The organism is Solirubrum puertoriconensis (assembly GCF_001483135.1).
GTDB lineage: Bacteria > Bacteroidota > Bacteroidia > Cytophagales > Hymenobacteraceae > Solirubrum > Solirubrum puertoriconensis.
Map to the genome: position 1 here is coordinate 373,803 of NZ_LNAL01000003.1, position 20,237 is coordinate 394,039.

The 20,237-nt window shown below is 56.1% G+C and carries 19 protein-coding genes; 14 read left to right on the plus strand and 5 right to left on the minus strand.

The window, feature by feature from the left end:
* Nucleotides 1-55: 55 nt before the first annotated feature.
* Nucleotides 56-1,129 carry a glycosyltransferase family 4 protein gene (locus tag ASU33_RS02020; RefSeq protein ID WP_059067619.1) on the plus strand — a complete coding sequence of 358 codons (1,074 nt, stop codon included), beginning with the start codon at nt 56-58 and terminating at the stop codon, nt 1,127-1,129.
* Here the strand turns inward: ASU33_RS02020 and rffA are convergent.
* Both rffA and ASU33_RS02030 read right to left on the minus strand, forming a co-directional pair.
* Complete coding sequence (rffA, locus tag ASU33_RS02025; protein ID WP_059067621.1) at nt 1,096-2,253, minus strand: dTDP-4-amino-4,6-dideoxygalactose transaminase; 1,158 nt, start codon at nt 2,251-2,253, stop codon at nt 1,096-1,098. The two genes, ASU33_RS02020 and rffA, sit on opposite strands and share 34 nt — an antisense overlap.
* Complete coding sequence (locus ASU33_RS02030; protein WP_059067623.1) at nt 2,228-3,196, minus strand: glycosyltransferase family 2 protein; 969 nt, start codon at nt 3,194-3,196, stop codon at nt 2,228-2,230. The genes rffA and ASU33_RS02030 overlap by 26 nt, the downstream gene beginning before the upstream one ends.
* Nucleotides 3,197-3,413: 217 nt before the next feature.
* Between ASU33_RS02030 and ASU33_RS02035 the strand changes: the two genes are divergently transcribed.
* Nucleotides 3,414-4,499, plus strand: a complete 1,086-nt coding sequence (locus ASU33_RS02035) for a glycosyltransferase family 4 protein (RefSeq protein ID WP_059067625.1) — start codon at nt 3,414-3,416, stop codon at nt 4,497-4,499.
* Here the strand turns inward: ASU33_RS02035 and ASU33_RS02040 are convergent.
* Nucleotides 4,451-5,827, minus strand: a complete 1,377-nt coding sequence (locus tag ASU33_RS02040) for a hypothetical protein (protein ID WP_059067628.1) — start codon at nt 5,825-5,827, stop codon at nt 4,451-4,453. The two genes, ASU33_RS02035 and ASU33_RS02040, sit on opposite strands and share 49 nt — an antisense overlap.
* A 27-nt stretch (nt 5,828-5,854) precedes the next feature.
* Nucleotides 5,855-7,126 (minus strand): tol-pal system protein YbgF, encoded by a 1,272-nt coding sequence (locus tag ASU33_RS02045; RefSeq protein WP_078062799.1) that lies wholly within the window; start codon nt 7,124-7,126, stop codon nt 5,855-5,857.
* A gap of 111 nt (nt 7,127-7,237) precedes the next feature.
* On the opposite strand from ASU33_RS02045, the gene ASU33_RS02050 reads away from it, so the two are divergent.
* From ASU33_RS02050 to obgE, 5 genes are all read left to right on the plus strand, one after another.
* Nucleotides 7,238-8,152, plus strand: coding sequence for a M20/M25/M40 family metallo-hydrolase (locus ASU33_RS02050; protein WP_059067631.1), 915 nt, complete (start codon nt 7,238-7,240; stop codon nt 8,150-8,152).
* Nucleotides 8,153-8,262: 110 nt separating this feature from the next.
* Nucleotides 8,263-10,524, plus strand: coding sequence for a sodium-translocating pyrophosphatase (locus tag ASU33_RS02055; protein ID WP_078062800.1), 2,262 nt, complete (start codon nt 8,263-8,265; stop codon nt 10,522-10,524).
* 108 nt (nt 10,525-10,632) lie between these two features.
* The gene (gene hpt / locus ASU33_RS02060) at nt 10,633-11,172 is read left to right on the plus strand and encodes a hypoxanthine phosphoribosyltransferase (protein WP_059068321.1); all 540 of its coding nucleotides are present in this window, start codon (nt 10,633-10,635) and stop codon (nt 11,170-11,172) included.
* Between the two features lie 78 nt (nt 11,173-11,250).
* Entirely contained in the window at nt 11,251-11,874 is a 624-nt protein-coding gene (locus ASU33_RS02065) for an adenylate kinase (RefSeq protein ID WP_059067632.1), read from the plus strand.
* 215 nt (nt 11,875-12,089) lie between these two features.
* Nucleotides 12,090-13,193 carry a GTPase ObgE gene (gene obgE, locus ASU33_RS02070; protein WP_078062801.1) on the plus strand — a complete coding sequence of 368 codons (1,104 nt, stop codon included), beginning with the start codon at nt 12,090-12,092 and terminating at the stop codon, nt 13,191-13,193.
* 14 nt (nt 13,194-13,207) lie between these two features.
* Here the strand turns inward: obgE and ASU33_RS02075 are convergent, their stop codons facing one another.
* Nucleotides 13,208-13,696 (minus strand): GAF domain-containing protein, encoded by a 489-nt coding sequence (locus tag ASU33_RS02075; protein ID WP_149866994.1) that lies wholly within the window; start codon nt 13,694-13,696, stop codon nt 13,208-13,210.
* A gap of 323 nt (nt 13,697-14,019) precedes the next feature.
* On the opposite strand from ASU33_RS02075, the gene ASU33_RS02080 reads away from it, so the two are divergent.
* From ASU33_RS02080 to ASU33_RS02110, 7 genes are all read left to right on the plus strand, one after another.
* Nucleotides 14,020-14,604, plus strand: coding sequence for a nucleotide exchange factor GrpE (locus tag ASU33_RS02080; protein ID WP_286130387.1), 585 nt, complete (start codon nt 14,020-14,022; stop codon nt 14,602-14,604).
* A gap of 30 nt (nt 14,605-14,634) precedes the next feature.
* A complete protein-coding gene (dnaJ, locus tag ASU33_RS02085) occupies nt 14,635-15,777 on the plus strand; it encodes a molecular chaperone DnaJ (protein WP_059067636.1) in 1,143 nt (380 codons plus the stop codon).
* Between the two features lie 160 nt (nt 15,778-15,937).
* Complete coding sequence (locus tag ASU33_RS02090; RefSeq protein WP_059067638.1) at nt 15,938-16,438, plus strand: RNA polymerase sigma factor; 501 nt, start codon at nt 15,938-15,940, stop codon at nt 16,436-16,438.
* Between the two features lie 2 nt (nt 16,439-16,440).
* Nucleotides 16,441-17,070, plus strand: coding sequence for a hypothetical protein (locus ASU33_RS02095; RefSeq protein ID WP_059067640.1), 630 nt, complete (start codon nt 16,441-16,443; stop codon nt 17,068-17,070).
* Between the two features lie 144 nt (nt 17,071-17,214).
* A complete protein-coding gene (locus tag ASU33_RS02100; protein WP_059067642.1) occupies nt 17,215-18,168 on the plus strand; it encodes an ABC transporter ATP-binding protein in 954 nt (317 codons plus the stop codon).
* Between the two features lie 128 nt (nt 18,169-18,296).
* On the plus strand, nt 18,297-19,658 hold the full coding sequence (locus ASU33_RS02105) for an ABC transporter permease (RefSeq protein ID WP_059067644.1): 1,362 nt from the start codon (nt 18,297-18,299) through the stop codon (nt 19,656-19,658).
* 98 nt (nt 19,659-19,756) lie between these two features.
* Complete coding sequence (locus tag ASU33_RS02110) at nt 19,757-20,227, plus strand: hypothetical protein (RefSeq protein WP_059067646.1); 471 nt, start codon at nt 19,757-19,759, stop codon at nt 20,225-20,227.
* Nucleotides 20,228-20,237 lie beyond the last annotated feature (10 nt).

The following is a 20,237-nucleotide window of genomic DNA, read 5'->3' on the forward strand; positions in this document are numbered from 1 at the left end:
CCCGGTCATCCTCATTGCGGATAACTCCACCGCAGTGACTGGAGCCCTAAATGCTATGCGGGGTGCTACAGATCGGTTGCAGCATCAGTTCGAGTTTGTGTACGTGCTGCCCAGCGGCAGCAAGGGCGTAGCTGTGCTCGAAGCCGCCGGCTACAAAGTGTACCAAGTGCCGTTTGTTGAGATAAGCAAGCGGGTGCGCAACCTGGTGTTGTATCCGTTTATGCTGCTGCTGAATGGCTGGCGATTGGCACGTATTACCCGCCGCGAAAAGGCCAGCGCGCTGCACATGAACGATTTTTACAACCTAACAGGAGTTGTTGCCCGAGCTTTTACGGCGCTGCCTTTGATTACGCACGTGCGCTTTCTGCCGCAAACGCAGGTGCAGCCCCTGGCGCGAACTTGGCGTTGGCTAGCCGAGCATGTGGCGCAGCGCGTGGTGTGTGTATCGCAGGCTGTATACCGGTATTTTAGTCCGCTGCCGCGCGTGCGGGTAATTGCCGATCCAATTCCGGGTCAGGAAAAATACCCGCCCACCAGCGTAGCCGCCCGGGCCGACGGGACTGTGCGAATGCTCTACTTGAGCAATTATATACCTGGTAAAGGCCAGAACTTTGCTCTTGAAGCCTTCGGGCGTGCTTATGCCCAAGACACTCGGCTGCGGCTGCGCTTTATGGGCGGCGATATGGGGCTGGAGAAAAACCGCGAATTCAAAGCTCAACTGGTAGCCGCAGTGGCTGATGCTGGGCTAAGCGAAGTAGTAACGTTTGGCGGCTTTGAGGCCGATGTAGAAGCTGTTATTAAGCAGGCCGACATTGTGCTGAATTTTTCGGAGTCGGAATCGTTCTCGCTCACTTGCTTAGACGCGCTCTTTTTTGGCACACCGCTGATTGCCTCCGATTGTGGCGGACCGGCGGAATTGTTTGAACACGGGCGCTCTGGGCTATTAGTGCCTAACCGCGATGTGCCTGCAATGGCTGAGGCCATGTTGCGTCTCGCCGCCGATCTGCCTTTGCGCCAACAGTTTGCCGAAGCTGGTCGGGCCTTTGTGCGGCATAAGTTCAGCCCCGAAGCCACTTACCTGCAATTGGGTGCGCTTTACGAGGAGGTTTTGCGCAAACGAGCGAAGTAGCTTAGCACTGCCTCAATTACCCGCAACTGATCGTCTTCAGAAAGCTCGAAATACAGCGGCAGGCGCACCAAGCAATCGGCAAACCGTTGGGCGTTAGGCAAAGGCCGGCCGTCGTGCAGGGCTTGGTAATACGGGCTGTCGTGGAGCGTTTGGTAGTGAAAAACCGCCAGAATATTCTGCTCGGCTAGGTGCTGAATCAGCCGTTGCCGTTCGGGCAGGTTGCGGCACACCAAGTAGAATATGTGCCAATTGGGCTGCGCGTACGCTGGTATAACGGGTAGCTCGGCTAGTCCTTCGGTAGCAACTTCCCGAAAGGCATGGTGGTAGCGGTGCCACTGCTGGCGCCGTTGCTCAAGTATTCTAGCCTTTGCCTCCAGTTGTGCCCAGAGGTATGCGGCGTTCAGCTCCGACGGTAAAAACGACGAGCCTATATCAACCCACTGGTACTTGGCGGCCTCGCCCCGAAAAAAAGCGGCCCGGTTGGTGCCCTTTTCCCACATAATTTCGGCCCTAGGTGCTAGCTCGGGCGAGTTGATGGCCAGCAGCCCGCCTTCGCCGGCAATCAGGTTTTTGGTTTCGTGAAAGGAAAATGCGGCTAGCTGACCAAAGCTTCCTAACGGTTTTCCTAGGTGATAACTCTCGACGGCCTGCGCGGCATCCTCAATCACAGCCAGGTTAAAACGTTCAGCCAGGCTCATGATTGCAGCCATATTGCAGGAAACGCCGGCGTAGTGAACAGGTACAATAGCCCGGGTGCGCGGCGTAATTAGTGATTCGAGCTGCGAAACGTCGATGTTGGGGTGCTCGGCCGAACTATCGGCAAACACTATGCGCGCACCCCGGAGTACAAAAGCATTGGCGGTTGAGGTAAACGTAAACGACGGCACTACAACCTCGTCGCCGGGGTGTAAGCTCAGCAGCAGAGCTGCCATTTCGAGAGCCGCCGTGCCGCTGGTAGTCAACAGCGCTTTGTGGATGTGGTACTGTTGCTCGAAGTACGTTTGGCACTGCTTGGTAAACTGCCCATTACCCGATAATTGCCCTGCCTTAATTGCTTCCTGGATGTACAGCAACTCGCGGCCCGACTGGTAAGGTTTATTAAAGGGTATGTGCGTCGGCTTCATGTGAGTTACGCGGGGTGGTAGCAGCAACTACGTACAGGGGCCGGTTGCGCACACCTTCAAATGTTTTACCAACATAAAGCCCCACAATCCCAAGCACCAGAATAACCAGCCCGGAGAAAAAGCTCATGAAAATGAACAAGCTGGCGTAGCCAGGTACCGTAATTTGGCCTAGGGCAAAACGAATCAGCGTAATCAACCCGAGCAGGAAGGCTACTACCGAGATCAGCAAGCCGGTGTAAACCGTCAGGCGCAGGGGTTTATCGGAATAGGCCAGCATGATGTCGGTAGCTAAGCGGAGCCTCCTACCTAGGTTGTAGGTAGTAGGGCGTTTGCTCTCTAAGTGCTGAACGGGTATGCTGCATTGCCGAAACCCAGCCCACCGCACCATGGTGGGGAAGTAGCGAATGCTCTCGCGCAATTGCCGTACAGTGTCAATCACACGTTGATGGTAGAGGCCGAAGTTGGCAACTGCTGGGTTTTGTTTTACGCCCGTGAGGTACGACAGCGCCCGATAGAACAAGCTCGAGCTGGCGCGTTTCATCCAGCTGTCTTGGCGATGCTGGCGGGCCGCCAAGACTACATCGTAACCTTGTTGTGCTTGCTGGTACAACGCCGAAATCTCCTCCGGCCGGTCCTGCAAGTCGCAGTCCATCACCACAATCCAGGTGCCTTGCGCTATGTCCAAGCCGGCAGTTATAGCGTGGTGCTGACCAAAGTTTCTGCTTAGGCGCAACCCACGTATACGTGGGTTCCGAGTTGCTAACTCCTCGATGCAAGTCCAACTTGTATCGGTGCTGCCATCATCCACAAGAATGATTTCGTAATTACCTGAGATATGCGGCAGTTCTGCTACAAGTCGTTCCGCCAACTCGGGCAGCACAGCGGCAGCTTGGTATACCGGGCTGACAACCGAGATGAAAGGATGTTCTGGTGGAGTTGGCATTGCTTGCAGGCAGGGAAGCACCTAGGAGTGTTCAAAGATAGAGGAGCGGGCTACTTGCCACCCAATACAACTGCCAAGCACACCGGCGCTGCCGTTGTTGCCATTGGCTGAAAGCGCTACCTAGGGCAGATCAAAACCCGGGAGGTAAGCAACAATCTTGGGCCTTGCCGTACCTTTGCAAGCTGTAGTGTAGCCGCAAGGGCGGTTGGTTCAAGTTATGCGCATCTTGTTTATAGTGCCGTATCCCATCGGCAAAGCCCCCTCTCAGCGTTTTCGGTTTGAGCAATACTTGGATTTCCTGACGGCTCAAGGGCACACTTGGCACCTAGAATCCTTTGTTTCGGACAGCACGTGGGCCATTTTATACAAGCCCGGCCATGCCGTGGCGAAAGTGTTGGGCGTTTTGGGCGGGTTTTGGAGGCGCATTGTTGCGCTTTTCACGCAAGTGCCTAAAGCCGACTTTGTCTTCATTCACCGCGAGGCTTCGCCGATAGGGCCGCCGGTATTCGAATGGCTGATTGCCAAAGTGCTGGGCAAGCGCGTTATCTACGATTTCGACGATGCAATTTGGATTCCGAATACCTCTGAGGCCAACAAGATTGTAGCCGGCATAAAGTGGCATCACAAGGTGGATAGCATCTGCCGATGGGCTTATAAGGTGAGCTGTGGCAATGCTTACCTCCGCGATTATGCCCGGCAATTCAATGGTAACGCTGTTGTTAATCCAACTACCATCGATACCGAAAACCTGCACAACCAGATTAAGGTGCAAGGCGAGCGTACCACTGAGGGGCGCGTAGTGATTGGCTGGACAGGCACGCACTCTACGCTGAAGTACCTCGACCAAGTGGTGCCCGTGCTGCAGCGGTTGGAGCAGCGGCCCGAGCTAAACTTTGAATTCCGGGTGATTTCCAATCAGCCGCCTCAGTTGCCCTTGCGCAGCTTGGTTTTTCAGCCTTGGCGCAAGGAAACGGAAATTGCCGACTTGCTCGGCTTTCATCTGGGGCTTATGCCCCTAGAAGACGATTTGTGGGCCAAGGGCAAGTGCGCATTCAAGGCACTGCAGTACATGGCCCTAGGTATGCCAGCGCTGGTTTCGCCGGTGGGCATGAACACCGAGGTGGTGCAGGACGACGAAAACGGTTACGTGTGCACCACCCCGCAGGAGTGGGAAGCTGCACTGCTACAGGTGCTGCAAGATGACAGCCTGCGAACCAACCTAGGCAAAAACGCCCGCCGTACTATTGAAGAGCGTTATTCGGTAGTGGCCAACCGTCCTAACTTTTTAGGCCTGTTTAGCTGAGCACTCCGAGAAGTGCCACGCTTTGCGCCAGCCTTAACCACCTGCATGTGCTGCATGATATACAGGGCGCTTAGATAGAAAGGCATTAGCGGAATCTTGTAGCGGACCAACGTACCGAAGTTACCGCTGTTGATGCCTACACCTATAGCAAATACGATGGCAAACAGGAAGCTGAACGACAGTATGGGCGTACCGATGATTGTGCTCATGCCTTTGACAAAGCCAGCCCGGTAAAACAGCGACAGCGTGAGCCAAATGAACATGGTGGCTTCGATGGCGGAAAGCAACATTACCGGGTTGCGTACCTCGAACAGGAAGGGGCGAAAAATAGAGACCACAACGGCCTGAGGCGCTACTTTCAGCGTGGAGCCCAAGGAGCCATCGAATTCGCCTATGTCGTAAACCGAGCCGCTGGCTACGTAGGTGCTTAGGTAAGTATGGGTAATGCGGGCTCGTTCGCCGAGCTTGTCAACGTCGTATTTCTCGTCGCCGGCAGTGAGATTGGTTGCGCCAATGTATCCTGCAACCACACCTAAGCCTAGGAAAACTGGCTTAAGAAGGGTGCGCAAGGCTGCAGATTTAATACGCCGGTTGTTTTCGGTAAATACCCAAATGAGGGCTGCTGGCATGAACGACAGCAGAATGTACACCTTAACGGATATGAGGATATACGCGCCCAAGCCACCCAGCAGGGCAGCAGTGGTTAGGTTCTTCTTGGCAATGAAGAAGTGGTAGAAGCCGTAAAACGTCCAGCCAAGGGCCCCCATACACAAAGAGTCTTTCATGAGGCCAGAGCCCCAGAAAAATACGGAGGGTAGAAAGAATACGGCAATTGCCAACTTCTTATAAGCCAGCGGGTATATCCTCAGGAACGTAACGTACATCGCCCACATTCCGCAGAAACTGAGGAAGGCAAAGCACAGCCCAATTACCGCATAGCTGTTAAAGCACAACAGCGAAAAAACACTGGCAACTTGTACGATGAAGTATTCCGTAGGGGACTCGTACCAGTACATGCGTACCGTGTAACGCAGCATGTCGCCATCGGGCGGTGTTTGGGCCATCAGCAACTTAAGTCCGGTACCGAACGAGTTGCCGAATGCTTCGTGCACGATTTTGACGTGGGAGAAGTAATTGAATGTATCTCCGCCCCCGTAATAGAATTGATAAATCAGCCCTAGCCCAATAGCCCCAATAAACTTAACCGTTAGGGCAGGAATAAAGTATTTGCGGGTAATGGCATTGGTGTACCGCTTGCGCAGCGCGAAAGCAATGCCATAGAAAATGCCTAGGTACAGAGGCGTCAAAAAAAGATCTTTCAGCTCCATGGCTCCCAGGTAAGCAACAAAAGGGGATTAGCCCTTCTTGTTCTTCTTCAGATAGGCTTTCGCCTCGCGGTATTGCTCGCTTTTGTGGTCGGCTTTGGTACGCACTACATCGTAATAGCGTGCGGCCGTTTTTACGTCTTTGGCCTTATCGGCGATGCGGGCAAGGTTTAGGTTGGAGTAGAGGTAAAACCCCCCGCTGGTTTCGTTGGTGCTTTCGGCAAACACAATGCAGCGCTGGTAATACTCTTTGGCCTTGTTAATGTCTTTGTACTTGTTCTGCATCAGCCAACCTAGGAAATAGGTGGCATAACGGCCGCTGATGCCCTCGTATCCCGGAAAGCCCCGGTTGATCTTGTCAAGAATGTCGCGGCTTACCCGCTCACACTCGCGAAACTCCCCTTCGTTGAAACACAGCAACGCGTAGAAGCGCTGAAAGTAGCCATTGTCGGGGTAATTAACGGCCAAGTTGCGAGCAATGGGCATGGCCGCCGTTGGGTTGTTCTCCTCGTTGTTGAGGATGCGCATCAGGAACACCTTTGCTTCGGGGCCTACATACACGCCGTTGTCGGCTACGTTGCGGAGCTGCTGCAAGCCAAGCTGCTTGTTGCCTTTTGGGAAGAGCAGGAGCACAGGCTTGAGCAGGGGATAGTTCTCGGGTATCCAAACGGCGTAGTAGTTGAACAGCGCCTGCCCAAAGAGAAACTCGGGACTTAAGCCGTTAGCCTCTTTGCTAAGCTCAAGGTACTTCAGGGAGCGTTTGCTTGAAACGGTGGCCTTACGCCAATTGGCCCGCTCGGCATTCAGGCGGGCGTCGAACCCATACGAAGCGGCCAAGAAAAAGCAGGCTTCGTAGTTGCGGTTGTCCTGTTCGTATAGCTTTTCGGCTTTCACGATGGCCGTATCCATGTAAGCAAAGAAGGGCCGATCGTAGAGCGTAGTTTGGATGTTGGTGGGCATGATCTTCCACCATTGGCTAAGGCCTAGGAGGAAGTAAGGCATAGGGTGATTAGGGTAGCGGCGGCGCAGCGAGCGGAATTGCTTTTCGGCCTTGTCGTACTTAAAGTTATAAAGGTTGCGCACGGCACCATCCAGCTCCAGCTGAATATCCTTATCGAGCAGCAACCAACCTTTCGTGTCCACTGCTCCGGGCGCCACATCAACGTTCTCCAGCTGAATATTGCGGATGGGCGCGTTGCGCTTGGTCGTGTCGGTCTGCTGAGCGGCTGCCGAACCAGGCAAGGCTAGCAACAAGCCGATTACCAAGTGCACCGACAGGATAAAACGCAGATGGAAAGTCATGGAATAAGCTAAAGGAAACGGAAGGCAACAGGATAGCTTGGTGCTCCGCTACCAAACGGAACAGCTAAAATACGCTATTTAGGTTAGAATTTGGACGAAACACCCTTTCCTATGGAGTTACTGCACACTCTTTGCCGCACTCCGGCACCCTCCGGGCACGAAGCCCCGCTCACTGAATTCGTGCTCCGCTACATTATGGAGCAGGCGCCCAGCTGGCGAGTTCAGCCAACAGTACTGGCTGGCGGAGAGTTTCAGGATTGTATTATTCTGGTGTTTGGTAATCCTAAAACAGCAGTTTTTGCGCATCTCGATTCCATTGGGTTCACGGTTCGGTACGGCAAACAATTGGTGCGCATAGGTGGGCCGGATGCCGAAACGGGTTACCGGTTAGTAGGGCAGGACGGGCAGGGCGAAATTGATTGTACGCTAATAGTAGACGAGCAAACGGGAGCATTGGGTTATGAGTTCAACCGGGAGATTGAGCGGGGCACCGAACTTACCTTCCATTGCGACTTCCGCGAGACCGAGGAAAGCGTACAAAGCTGCTACCTCGACAACCGCCTAGGTGTCTGGACGGCATTGCGGCTGTGCGAGACGCTGGAGCATGGCATTGTGGCGTTTAGCTGCTGGGAGGAGCACGGCGGCGGCTCGGTAGCTTACCTGGCCGATTACATCTACAAACACTACGGCGTGCGCCAAGCATTGGTGTGCGACATAACTTGGGTGACCGAAGGGGTACATGCTGGCCAAGGCTGCGTCATCTCCTTGCGCGACTCGCTTATTCCGCGACGCTCCTATGTGGAGCGCATTCGCCAGATAGCCAAGGCATCGGGCATACCGCACCAGCTGGAAGTAGAGGGCAGCGGCGGCTCCGATGGCAAGGAGTTGCAGCACGGTGCGCAGCCCTGGGACTGGTGCTTTGTGGGGGCTCCCGAAGACAACGTGCACACCCCAAACGAGATTGTGCATAAAGCCGACATTGACAGCATGTTGCGCTTGTATCAGGTGCTGATGCGGGAGTTGTAAGCTGGACGTTGGAAGGAAATAGTTGGGCTTGTGCTTAAAACCTCTATTTTTCAAGCGCCAAGCTGCGCTATTCTCTCCTTTCACTTCCTTTTCAACCCTAACACCGCCTTATGATTATCCTCTACCTCGCGCCCGTACTCGGGGTGCTAGCGCTGCTTTACACGGCGCTGCGCTCGGGTTGGGTTGCCCGGCAAGATGCCGGCGACGAACGCATGCGCTCTATTGCTGGCTACATCGCCGACGGCGCCATTGCTTTTCTGAGAGCTGAATACCGCGTATTGGCCCTGTTCGCGCTTATTGCTTGCGCCTTTCTCGGCTTCTTGAGCTTTGGCAACGAACGCTCGCACCCACTCATCATCGGTGCGTTTTTGCTGGGCGCCGTTTTCTCGGCTACTGCAGGCTACATCGGAATGAAGATTGCCACTAAGGCAAACGTGCGCACTGCCCAGGCCGCGCGCACAAGTTTGTCGCAAGCGCTGAATGTATCGTTTGCGGGCGGCTCCGTAATGGGCATGGGCGTGGCCGGGTTGGCCGTGCTTGGCTTAGGTGGCTTGTTTATCGCCTTCTACTACCTGTTTGTGGGCAATGCTAGTGCCAACGGCCCCGAAATGGAACGAGCCCTTGAGGTACTCACGGGCTTTTCCTTAGGTGCCGAAAGCATTGCGCTGTTTGCCCGCGTAGGAGGGGGCATCTATACCAAAGCTGCCGACGTAGGCGCCGACCTAGTGGGTAAGGTGGAGGCCGGCATTCCGGAAGATGACCCCCGCAACCCCGCTACCATCGCCGACAACGTAGGCGACAACGTAGGCGACGTAGCCGGCATGGGTGCCGACTTGTTCGGTTCGTACGTAGCAACCATTCTGGCTACCATGGTGCTGGGCCGCGAGGTAGTGGCTGCCGGCGACAATTTCAACGGCCTCTCGCCGATACTGCTGCCGATGGTCATAGCGGGCCTAGGCATTGTTTTCTCGCTTATCGGTATCCTGTTTGTGCGGGTGAAGGAAGGCGGCAACGTGCAAGGCGCCCTGAACATGGGCAACTGGATTTCCATCTTGTTAACCGGCGTTGCCTCTTGGTTTGTGATTCATTACATCCTGCCCAGCGGCACCCTAGGTATGAACCGCCTGGGCTCGGCGCCCTTCACGGCTACGGATGTATTCTGGGCCGTAGCCGTGGGCCTGGTGGTAGGGGCCCTGATGAGCATGATTACCGAGTACTACACGGCCATGGGCAAGCGCCCCGTGCTCAGCATTGTGCGCCAGAGCAGTACCGGCCACGCCACCACCGTAATTGGTGGCTTGGCAGTGGGGATGGAGTCGACGGTGCTGCCCATTATTGTGCTGGCAGCGGGCATTGTGCTGTCGTACGAATTTGCCGGGCTCTACGGCGTGGCTATTGCCGCGGCAGGCATGATGGCTACCACCGCTATGCAGTTGGCCATCGATGCCTTCGGACCAATTGCCGATAACGCCGGTGGTATTGCCGAGATGAGCGAACTGCCCAAGGAAGTACGCGAGCGTACCGATATTCTCGACGCAGTAGGCAACACCACGGCCGCTACGGGCAAGGGCTTTGCCATTGCTTCGGCTGCGCTTACCTCGTTGGCGCTGTTTGCCGCCTTCATGGGCACGGCCAACATCAACGCCATCGATATCAGCAATGCCCGCGTGTTGGCGGGGCTGTTCATCGGGGCGATGATACCGTTCATCTTCTCAGCACTTGCTATTGCTGCTGTGGGCCGCGCAGCAATGGCCATGGTGCAGGAGGTGCGGCGTCAGTTCCGCGAAATTCCGGGCATCATGGAGGGCACGGGCCGCCCCGAGTACGAAAAGTGCGTGGCTATTTCAACCCAAGCCGCCATCCGCGAAATGCTGCTGCCTGGTGCCATCGCCCTGATTTCGCCCATCATCATCGGCTATGCATTTGGTCCCGAAGTATTGGGCGGCACGCTGGCTGGCGTTACCGTTTCGGGTGTGCTGATGGCCATGTTCCAGAGCAACGCCGGCGGTGCCTGGGACAATGCCAAAAAGTCGTTTGAAAAGGGCGTGATGGTAAATGGCAAAATGGAGTACAAAGGCTCCGATGCGCACAAGGCCTCTGTAACCGGCGACACCGTGGGCGACCCGTTCAAAGACACCTCAGGTCCCTCGATGAACATCCTCATCAAGCTCATGAGCATCGTGTCGCTGGTGATTGCACCGCACATTGCTAAGGAAGGCGAAGTGCCGCCTGAGCGCGGGGTGGCACCGGCACCACTGCGCCCGGCTACCGAGCAGGTGCTGCCGGCTGCCAAGCCCCAAGTGCGCTACGCCGACCTAGGCACCGAGGCCAAGCGCATCGTGCTGACCTCGTTGCTGAACCAGGCCGAATAAGGCGTCGATGCCCTGCGATTAGGGAGCAGCCTTCCTGCCAACCGGGAGGGCTGCTCTTTTTTGTCGTACCTTCGCGGCACTTTCGCCCCGGACCAACCCGCCCCTGGCATGCCTCAGGCTACTATCTCGCTGCATAACAAAGAGTTTGCTCCTTACCTCTCCGAAGATCAGCTGGCAGCCGCCGTGCGCGCCGTAGCCGAACAAATCAACCGCGACTACGCCGGCCAAAAACCCTTGCTGCTGGCAGTACTCAACGGATCGTTCATGTTCGCTTCGGATCTGATGAAGGAACTGACCATCGACTGCGAAATTAGCTTTATTCGGGTGGCCTCATACCAGGGCACCAGCAGTACCGGCGAGGTAAAGGAAATCCTAGGTCTGCAGGAAGCCGTAGAAGGCCGACACCTGGTGGTTCTGGAAGACATTGTCGATACGGGCCACACCATGAAGGCGCTGCTCGAGCAATTGCAGGCCAAGCAACCGGCATCGGTTGAGGTAGCAACGTTGCTCATCAAGCCCGAATGCCTGCAGCACCAACTCAACATCAAGTACCAAGGCTTGGCCATTCCGAACGACTTTGTAGTGGGCTACGGCCTCGACTACGACGGCCTCGGCCGTAACTACCGCGACCTGTACCGCGCTGTCTAGCGCGCTCAGACTTGGCTAATCTTTCTTATATTACACTCGCCCCCGTTTTTCTCACAATCCCTCCCGCTTCCTCGCGTCATGCTTAATATTGTGTTGTTTGGCCCTCCCGGGGCTGGTAAAGGAACGCAGAGCCAAAACCTCATCCAACGTTATGGCCTGGTACACCTCTCCACCGGCGACTTGCTCCGCTCGCAAATTGCTCAAGGCACCGAGCTTGGCCTTACGGCCAAAAAACTCATGGATGCCGGCGAGCTGGTGCCCGATGCGGTGGTGATTGGCATGATCGAGTCGCAGCTGGCCAGCAACCGCAACGCCGGTGGTTTCATCTTCGATGGTTTCCCGCGTACAATCCCGCAGGCCGTAGCCCTCGACGAGTTGATGCAGCGCTACGACACGGGTATTTCTTGCATGATTGCCCTGGAAGTAACCGAAGACGAGCTGGTGAAGCGCCTGCTCGAGCGTGGCAAAACCTCGGGCCGCCCCGACGACCAGAACGAAGACCTGATTCGTCGGCGCGTGGTGGAGTACAACACCAAAACCGCTCAGGTAGCTTCGTACTACGCCGAGCAAGACAAGTTTCACGCCGTGAACGGCATTGGCTCCATCGACGGCATCTTCCAGCAGCTCTGCAACCTGATTGATTCGCATCAGCCCGCCACGGTAATCGATGGCGACCAAGCTGCCGACGAGGTAAAAGCGTAGCTTTGCGGCGTTGGGGTGTTCCGGCACCGCAACTGCTGACACCAACTGTCATCCTGAGCAAAGCAAAGGACCTTATCACGACGGAACGTTGTTTACCCAACTCGTTCTAGCCTGAGAAGGTCCTTTGCTTTGCTCAGGATGACGACTTTTTTCTGAAGACGCCCAACGCGTTCCAATTCAGAATTCCACATCTACAATTCAGAATTTCAAACGAGGTGGCTTCAAACAACTTCATCGACTACGTAAAAATCTGCTGCCGCTCGGGTAGGGGCGGGGCGGGTTCGCGCCATATGTTCCGTGCCAAGGGCAAGCCCCTAGGTGGCCCCGACGGGGGCGACGGCGGCCGCGGTGGTCATATTATCCTCAAAGGCAACAAACAACTCTGGACGCTGCTGCACCTGCAGTACAAAAAGCACGTAATTGCCGGCCACGGCGAAGGCGGCGGCGAAAACCTGCGCACCGGTGCGCAAGGCGAGGACATTATTCTGGAAGTGCCCCTAGGTACGATTGCGCGCGACGCCGAAACGGGCGAAATACGAGCGGAAATTACCGAAGACGGGCAGCAGATAATCCTGACGCCGGGCGGCCGCGGCGGCCTCGGCAACGACCATTTTAAGTCGGCTACCAACCAGGCGCCAACTTATGCGCAGCCGGGCGAGCCGGGCCAGGAGGTCTGGAATATTCTGGAGCTGAAGCTGCTGGCCGATGTGGGTTTGGTGGGCTTCCCAAACGCTGGCAAAAGCACATTGCTATCGGTGGTATCGGCCGCTACGCCCAAAATTGCCGACTACGCTTTCACTACCCTGGTGCCCAACCTAGGCGTGGTGGGCTACCGCGACTACCAGTCGTTTGTGATGGCCGATATTCCGGGTATTATTGAGGGCGCGGCTGAGGGCAAAGGCCTGGGGCTACGTTTTTTGCGGCACATCGAACGCAACGCCACGCTGCTGTTCATGATTGCCGCCGACTCGCCGGATATTGCCGCCGAGTACCAGGTGTTGCTCAACGAGCTGGATCAGTTTAACCCCGACTTGCTGGAAAAGCGCCGTGTGCTGGCCATCACAAAGGCCGACATGCTGGATGAGGAGTTGGAAGCTGAAATTGAGGCGACTCTGCCTGCTGACGTGCCGCACGTGTTCATCTCCAGCATCACGCAGAAGAACATCCAAAAGCTGAAAGACCTGCTCTGGCAACAAATTCAGGAGGCCCGCCGAGAAGATCCGAAGCCGCTACGGCATAGCATTTGGGTGCAGAAAGGCAACGACGAGGAAGAATTTGAGGACGACGATGCCGAGTTGTCGGAAGACCAGTTCGACTAGTGCTGCTAACTAACCTAGGAAGCCGCTGGCCTTAGCTGTGCATAAAACAGCTGGGCAGCGGCTTCGAGCAGTGGCAAATCGGTGCTACGCTCCTGGCAGCGCTGCATATCGTAGTGGCACAGTGTACCAAAGGGTTGGCCCTGCCCATCGCGAATCAGCACCCCGCAGTACGACACAACGGGCGTATCGATGATGCCTTTTACGCGCACGTCGGTGGAGGCATCATTTATTTCCAGGGGCTGTTGCTGCCGGCCTACCAACGAGCAGTAAGTTGCTTCCATGGGGGCATCGGCACCTTTCTCCTGCGAGGGGTTATACCGGTCGAACAAGGCCTCGTTGCGGAGCATGGTGCCATCGAAGCGGAAAATGCCCGTGTAGCGGTGGGGTGTGCGGTTGTTGAGATATTTAAGAGCAGCGTGTGTGCCGTGCTGGTGCAGCTCTCTGCTGAACTCGCTTACCTCAAGCTGCATAGTCGAATCTTGTGATTGAGCGGTGCTTGACATGATGAGCTTGTAGGCTAAGTGCGCGTGGGAGGTAGCTGCCTTTGCAGGCGGATGCTGGCGCCGCAAAGATACCAACTAACCAATGGGCCTATAAACATTTTTAGGACGAAATGGACCGAAAGGGCAGGCAAAAGTATCAGCTGTGGCTGAGTACGCCATTTGGCCGGCCAAGTGTGGCAAGCTGCGTTACTTTGTCTGAACTAAACCACCTAGGGCTGAGGTTTCTGTGCCACTATGTCACCGTGAAGGCCTTTGGCAGGCTCCTTGTGCCTGTAGGAGTTCTGAATAGGAACACCCATCCCCTGAAATAGAAGTTGTAAGGAATGGCTGACGCACAATACCCGCACGCCGAAGAGTCGCAGCAAACCAATGGTGCGACCAACAATGCCGACCACGTAGCCGGCGAAATGTTTGACGAGCAACCCACTCAAGAAGCTACCGATAACGGTGCGCCTGCGGCCGATGCTTCGCGTGCCGATCAAGAAATAGCTGATTTGAAAGACAAATACCTGCGTCTGGCGGCCGAGTTCGAGAACTACAAGCGCCGCACCACCAAGGAGCGCGCCGACCTGTTCAAGACGGCCAACCAGGAGCTGATGATGGTGCTGCTGCCTGTGCTCGATGACTTTGAGCGCGCCCGCCAGCATACGCAGAATACCGAAGATGCCAGCATGGTGCGCGAGAGCATCGACATCATTTACGGCAAACTCACCAAAGCCCTGCAGCAAAAAGGCCTGCAGACGATGGAGACGAAAGGCGGGGACTTCGACCCCGAATTGCACGAGGCCATTACCCAGATTCCGGCCCCGTCGGAAGATTTGAAGGGCAAAGTGGTCGACGAAGTAGAAAAAGGCTACTACCTCGGCGATAAGGTAATCCGCCACGCCAAGGTGGTGCTAGGTCAATAACAACACAACAAGTAACGCGAGGCGCGTACCATGGCGACGAAGCGAGATTATTACGAAGTACTGGGCGTAGCCAAAAACGCGTCGGCTGATGAAATCAAGAAGGCTTACCGCAAGGTGGCCATCAAGTTTCACCCCGACAAGAACCCCGACGACCCCACGGCCGAAGACAAGTTCAAGGAAGCCGCGGAGGCCTACGAGGTATTGTCCGACGAGCAGAAGCGTGCCCGTTACGACCGGTTCGGCCACCAAGGCGTGGGCGGTGCCAGCAACGGCCACGGCCCAAGCATGGAAGATATTTTCTCGCAGTTCGGCGACATCTTCGGTGGCGGCGGCTTCGAGGGCTTCTTCGGCGGCGGTGCGCGCAGCCAAGGCCGGCGCATACGCAAAGGCACCAACCTGCGCATCAAGCTGAAACTCGACCTGGAGGAAGTGGCCAACGGCGTTGAGAAGAAGATTAAGGTGAAGCGCTACACAGCCTGCAACACTTGCTCGGGCACGGGTGCCAAAAACGGCACCGAGCTGCAGGATTGCGGCACCTGCCACGGCCAAGGCCAGGTAAAGCGCGTGGTGCAAACCATGCTCGGCCAAATGGTGAGCAGCAGCACCTGCCCCACCTGCCACGGCGAAGGCAAGGTGGTAACGAGCAAGTGCGACGTGTGCCACGGCGAAGGCCGCCAGCTGCAGGAGGAAATCATTCCGATCAACATTCCGGCGGGCGTGGCCGAGGGCATGCAGCTGAGCATGAGCGGCAAGGGCAACTACCCCGAGCGCGGCGGCGTGCCCGGCGACTTGCTCATTCAAATTGAGGAGGAGCCGCACGAGCTGTTGAAGCGCGACGGCAACAACGTGGTGCTCGATCAGTACATTTCCATCATCGATGCGGCCCTAGGTGCCAGCGTTGAGGTGCCCACCATTGAGGGCAAGGTGAAGGTGAAGATTGACCCGGGCACGCAAGCGGGCAAAATCCTGCGCCTACGCGGCAAGGGTATTCCCGATCTGAACGGCTACGGCAAAGGCGACCAGCTTATTCATATTAATGTCTGGACGCCCAAGAGCGTAACCAACGACGAGCGGGCCCTGCTAGAGAAGCTGCGTTCGTCGCCGAACTTTACGCCTAGCCCCGGCAAAAACGAGAAAGGCTTCTTCGAGAAAGTGAAGGAGTACTTTCAATAAGTAGCAGGAGGCCTACAGGCCCTGCAAAAGCCCGATCTGTTTGTCAGGTCGGGCTTTTTTGTTGTTGAATGGGAGTAAAGGTATTGACGATCAAAAAATATTTGACCCAGGCTGTAATGTGGCGGCGAGTAGTGCGATTAATTCACCGACTTAGCTGCTCATGAGCCCTGCCGCACCCTCATCTGCCGATTTCACTGCTCGCATCACCGAGTATCAGCCCCTGCTGTGGCGTGTGTGCCGCATGTACTGCCCTGATGCCAACGACCGCCAGGATTTGTACCAGGAAATTGTGCTGCAGCTCTGGCAAGCTTGGCCTCGCTATCAGCCCGGCGCGGCCAAGCTTAGCACCTGGCTTTACCGCGTGGCCCTGAACGTGGCAATATCTGACTTGCGCCGCCGCACGCGCCAGCCCAATATCTCCGCACTCGAGCCCGATGCTCCTTACGCCGCGCCGCCACCCGACGACCTAGGCGACGACCTGGCTCAGCTGTACCGCGCCATCGAACGGTTATCGGAGGTAGAGAAGGCCTTTGTGCTGCTGTACCTCGAGGAGCGCAGCTACGAGGAAATGGCCGACATCCTGGGTATCACCCAAAACAATGTGCGCGTGAAAATGCACCGCGTGCAAGAGAAACTCCGCACCCTGTTTGCTCACGCTTAGCCATGGAACTCGACGAGATGCGCCAGCGCTGGCGCCAACAACCAACCGAACCGACTGCTCGCTTAACACCTGAAGCCATGCAAGCCATCCTTAATCAACCGTCTAGTAGCCCGCTCCAACGCATCCGTCGCAACGCCCAGTGGGAAGTAGGCTTAACGCTACTGACCTTGCCCGTGGCGGCCAGCATTATGTTATTCGGCCAGCAGCCCTACACGCGCACCATGGCTGGCTGGCTGCTGCTCGTGGCCGTCGGTTTTCTGTTTTATATCTACCAGAAATTTCGGGTATTAAACGACGGATTGGCGCCCGGCGTAGGCGACCTGCGGCAGCAGCTGGAACAGCAGAGCCGCAGCCTGCGCCGCTTGGTGCAGATTTATTACCGCGCCACCATGCTCACGTTATTCGGCTCGTTTGGCATAGGCTTCGTGATGCAGGTGCTGCGATTTGCCCATACCGCGGAAGGCCTGAAGCTGGCGCTGATGGTAGGCACATTGGTAATAGGCTACTTGATTATCGGCTGGCTTGCTTACCTGGCCTTGCAAAAGTTTACGCGCTGGTACCTGCAGCGGCTTTACGGGCAACACCTCGATCGGCTCGAAGGGTACCTGCACGATCTACAAGCTACCAACTAAAGCTTGGGCAGGCATGGCAATTCGGGGCGAATATTTAACGGTTCGGGGCAATGAAACGACCGTTGGTTTAAGATTCGCCCTGGGTATGAACCGCCGTGCGCCCGAAGTTTCTACCTTGTTGTCCACAACCATTTCTCAACGGCCGTGAAACCAATTTTACAGGCAATCGACGTACGCAAGCAGTACGCCAACCACACCGCCCTCGATGGCGTGAGTCTCGAGGTGCCTGAAGGCTCCATTTTTGGCCTGCTCGGCCCCAACGGTGCGGGCAAAACCTCGCTGATCCGCATCATCACCCAAATTACCGGGCCTGATGGTGGCGAAATCCGTTTTCGGGGCGAGCGGCTCAACCCTGCGCACATCGGCCAGATTGGCTACTTGCCCGAAGAACGCGGCCTCTACAAAAAAATGAAAGTAGGGGAGCAGCTGATGTACCTGGCCCAACTCAAAGGTTTATCAAAAGCCGAAGCCCACCAGAAAATCAAGTACTGGCTCGACCGGTTCGATATTAAAACCTGGGCCAGCAAAAACGTAGAGGACCTCTCGAAAGGCATGCAGCAAAAGGTACAGTTTGTGGCCACCGTGGTGCACGATCCTGCCTTGCTTATTCTGGATGAGCCGTTCTCGGGTTTCGACCCCATCAACGCCAACCTACTGAAAGATGAAATCCTGGCCTTGCGCGAGCAGGGTACCACCATCATCTTCTCCACGCACCGCATGGAGTCGGTTGAGGAACTGTGCGACCACATTGCCCTGATTAACCGTTCGCAAAAAGTACTCGATGGGCAAGTGCGCGACGTGCGCAACGCCTACCGTACCCAAACCTACGAGGTGGAGGGCCGCGGCCAACTGATGGTGGTGCACCCCGACTTTGAAGTTATTGAGCAGAAGAAGCGCGAAAACGACCACTTCTACGCCCGCATTCGCATTTTGCACGACCTCACGCCCAACGATTTGCTGCGCTACCTCATCGGTGCCGGCGGGGTAGAGGTGCACGCTTTCCGCGAGCGTATCCCGAGCATCAACGAAATCTTTATCCGGCGCGTGCGCGAAACGCAGCCCGACTACGTGCCCGAAACCGACTCGGTAACGGCATAAAGCAGGCAGCCTTTTGCAGCGGTGCCCTAGGTGCCATAAGGAATTAGGACACCCAGGGCGCACCCAAGTGCTTGTGCCTGCGGCCTTGCACGGTAGGCACAATTCTTCTCTCAAAACATCTCACGATCATGTCTAAAATTTGGCTTATCGCGCAGCGCGAGTACCTCACCCGCGTGCGCAAAAAAAGCTTCATCATCATGTCGCTTATCGGCCCGTTGCTCACGGTGGCTTTGTTTGCCGTGCCGTTGCTGATTGCGAAAATGTCGGACAGTGGCAAGGTGGTGGCCATTGCCGATGCCGCCGGCCTGTTTGCCGAAAAGCTGCCCGAAAGCAAAGACGATATCAGCTTCACGCGCGTTTCGGCCGATCTGGCTACGGCCAAGCAGGAGTTTCAGAAGGCGAAATACGACGCGCTGCTGTACGTGCCCAAAATGGACATCGGCAACCCCAACGGGTTTCAGGTGTTTTCGCGCAAGGGCTTAAGCTTGTCGCTCGAAAGCGACATTCGGCGTGCGGCCAATAAGGCCATTGAGAACCGCCGCCTGCAGCAAGCCGGCATCGACCGCTCGGTGCTCGATAACCTGAAGGCCGACGTTGACTTGCAGACCGTAAGCCTAAGCGAGGAAGGAGAAAAAAGCTCCAGCACAGGCATTAGCACTGGTGTGGCGTATTTCTTCGGCTTCCTGATCTACATTTTCATCTTCCTCTACGGAGTGCAGATCATGCGCGGCGTGATGGAGGAGAAAACCAACCGCATTGTGGAGGTGGTAATTTCCTCCGTGAAGCCTTTTCAGTTGATGATGGGCAAGGTGCTGGGCATTGCCGGCGTGGGCTTTACGCAGCTGGCGTTATGGGTGCTGCTCTCCATGGGTATCAGCTCAGTAGCCTCCACTTTCGTCAGCCCCGATAAGGCCATGGCTAGCCAAACTGCCAGCGTTTCGGCTACTACCGCCGATGTTGGCGCTTCAGCCATTGCCCGCAAGGATACTCCTGCCGACGAGGCCGCCAAGAAGGAGAACTTCACCGCAAAGGCCTTTCAGGCCCTGGATAACGCCGACCTGAATATGCCCTTGCTGCTGGGCTGCTTCTTGTTCTATTTCCTGGGCGGCTACCTGTTCTACGGCGCCTTGTTCGGGGCCATTGGCTCGGCCGTGGATAGCGAAACCGATACGCAGCAATTTATGATGCCCGTGACGATGCCGCTGGTACTCACGTTCGTGGTGTCGCAGGCTATTCTGACGACTAACCCCAACGGTTCGGTGGCGTTCTGGATGTCGATGATTCCGTTTACCTCGCCCATTGCCATGATGATGCGTTTGCCCTTCGGCGGTGTGCCGGCCTGGCAAATTGCCATGTCGATGGCGCTGCTAATTGCGGGCTTTATGGGCACGATTTGGCTGGCCGGCCGCATCTACCGCGTGGGTATTCTGATGTACGGCAAAAAAGTGACCTACGGGGAGCTGTCGAAGTGGCTGTTTTACAAAGGCTAACTGCGCACTTACTCCCTTTTACAACCGAAGCCTTTCCTGACCTAGGAAAGGCTTCGGTGCTTTACTGCCGAGGTAGTTTCTAATCATTACTTTGGGGCATGAAACAACTGCTACGCGTGCCCTTGCTGGTGTTGATGTTGCTGGCTTTGCTGGCGAGCTGCGACGATGAGCCGCTGAAAGACAAGCTGAAATACACCGTAGCACTGCGGGTTACGGGCGAAAACCTCGCCAGCCTGGGCGCCGAGATGCATTATACCTCGGTGCGTAACACCGCTACCAACCCGCAGCCCGGCCCGAATGGCCATTACACCTACGCTGTACGAGCCGATAGTACCTATAACCTAGGTGAGTTTGGCTGGTACGACCACCTGGAGGCCGCAATTGCTCTGCGCAACGTAAGTTGCAGCAGCCCGATACAGCCTGCTTCCAACAGCTGGCTAAAACTGGAAATGCTGGTAGACGGCCGCGTGGTTGATCGAGTGGAGTTGAACAGTGCTTCGCGCAATACGGTTACTTGTGCACCCTATTGGCTTATTGGCATGGGTGCCGAAGGCGACGATTGGGACTAACCCACAAGCA

Bases quoted from the DNA above. Each gene is read 5' to 3' on its own strand.
- ASU33_RS02065 (WP_059067632.1), top strand. From the start codon at position 11,251: ATGCTTAATATTGTGTTGTTTGGCCCTCCCGGGGCTGGTAAAGGAACG.
- ASU33_RS02090 (WP_059067638.1), top strand. From the start codon at position 15,938: ATGAGCCCTGCCGCACCCTCATCTGCCGATTTCACTGCTCGCATCACC.
- ASU33_RS02055 (WP_078062800.1), top strand. From the start codon at position 8,263: ATGATTATCCTCTACCTCGCGCCCGTACTCGGGGTGCTAGCGCTGCTT.
- ASU33_RS02035 (WP_059067625.1), top strand. From the start codon at position 3,414: ATGCGCATCTTGTTTATAGTGCCGTATCCCATCGGCAAAGCCCCCTCT.
- ASU33_RS02110 (WP_059067646.1), top strand. From the start codon at position 19,757: ATGAAACAACTGCTACGCGTGCCCTTGCTGGTGTTGATGTTGCTGGCT.
- ASU33_RS02045 (WP_078062799.1), bottom strand. From the start codon at position 7,126: ATGACTTTCCATCTGCGTTTTATCCTGTCGGTGCACTTGGTAATCGGC.
- ASU33_RS02050 (WP_059067631.1), top strand. From the start codon at position 7,238: ATGGAGTTACTGCACACTCTTTGCCGCACTCCGGCACCCTCCGGGCAC.
- ASU33_RS02075 (WP_149866994.1), bottom strand. From the start codon at position 13,696: ATGTCAAGCACCGCTCAATCACAAGATTCGACTATGCAGCTTGAGGTA.
- hpt (WP_059068321.1), top strand. From the start codon at position 10,633: ATGCCTCAGGCTACTATCTCGCTGCATAACAAAGAGTTTGCTCCTTAC.
- ASU33_RS02030 (WP_059067623.1), bottom strand. From the start codon at position 3,196: ATGCCAACTCCACCAGAACATCCTTTCATCTCGGTTGTCAGCCCGGTA.
- ASU33_RS02080 (WP_286130387.1), top strand. From the start codon at position 14,020: ATGGCTGACGCACAATACCCGCACGCCGAAGAGTCGCAGCAAACCAAT.
- dnaJ (WP_059067636.1), top strand. From the start codon at position 14,635: ATGGCGACGAAGCGAGATTATTACGAAGTACTGGGCGTAGCCAAAAAC.
- rffA (WP_059067621.1), bottom strand. From the start codon at position 2,253: ATGAAGCCGACGCACATACCCTTTAATAAACCTTACCAGTCGGGCCGC.
- ASU33_RS02105 (WP_059067644.1), top strand. From the start codon at position 18,297: ATGTCTAAAATTTGGCTTATCGCGCAGCGCGAGTACCTCACCCGCGTG.
- ASU33_RS02040 (WP_059067628.1), bottom strand. From the start codon at position 5,827: ATGGAGCTGAAAGATCTTTTTTTGACGCCTCTGTACCTAGGCATTTTC.
- ASU33_RS02095 (WP_059067640.1), top strand. From the start codon at position 16,441: ATGGAACTCGACGAGATGCGCCAGCGCTGGCGCCAACAACCAACCGAA.
- ASU33_RS02020 (WP_059067619.1), top strand. From the start codon at position 56: ATGCGGGGTGCTACAGATCGGTTGCAGCATCAGTTCGAGTTTGTGTAC.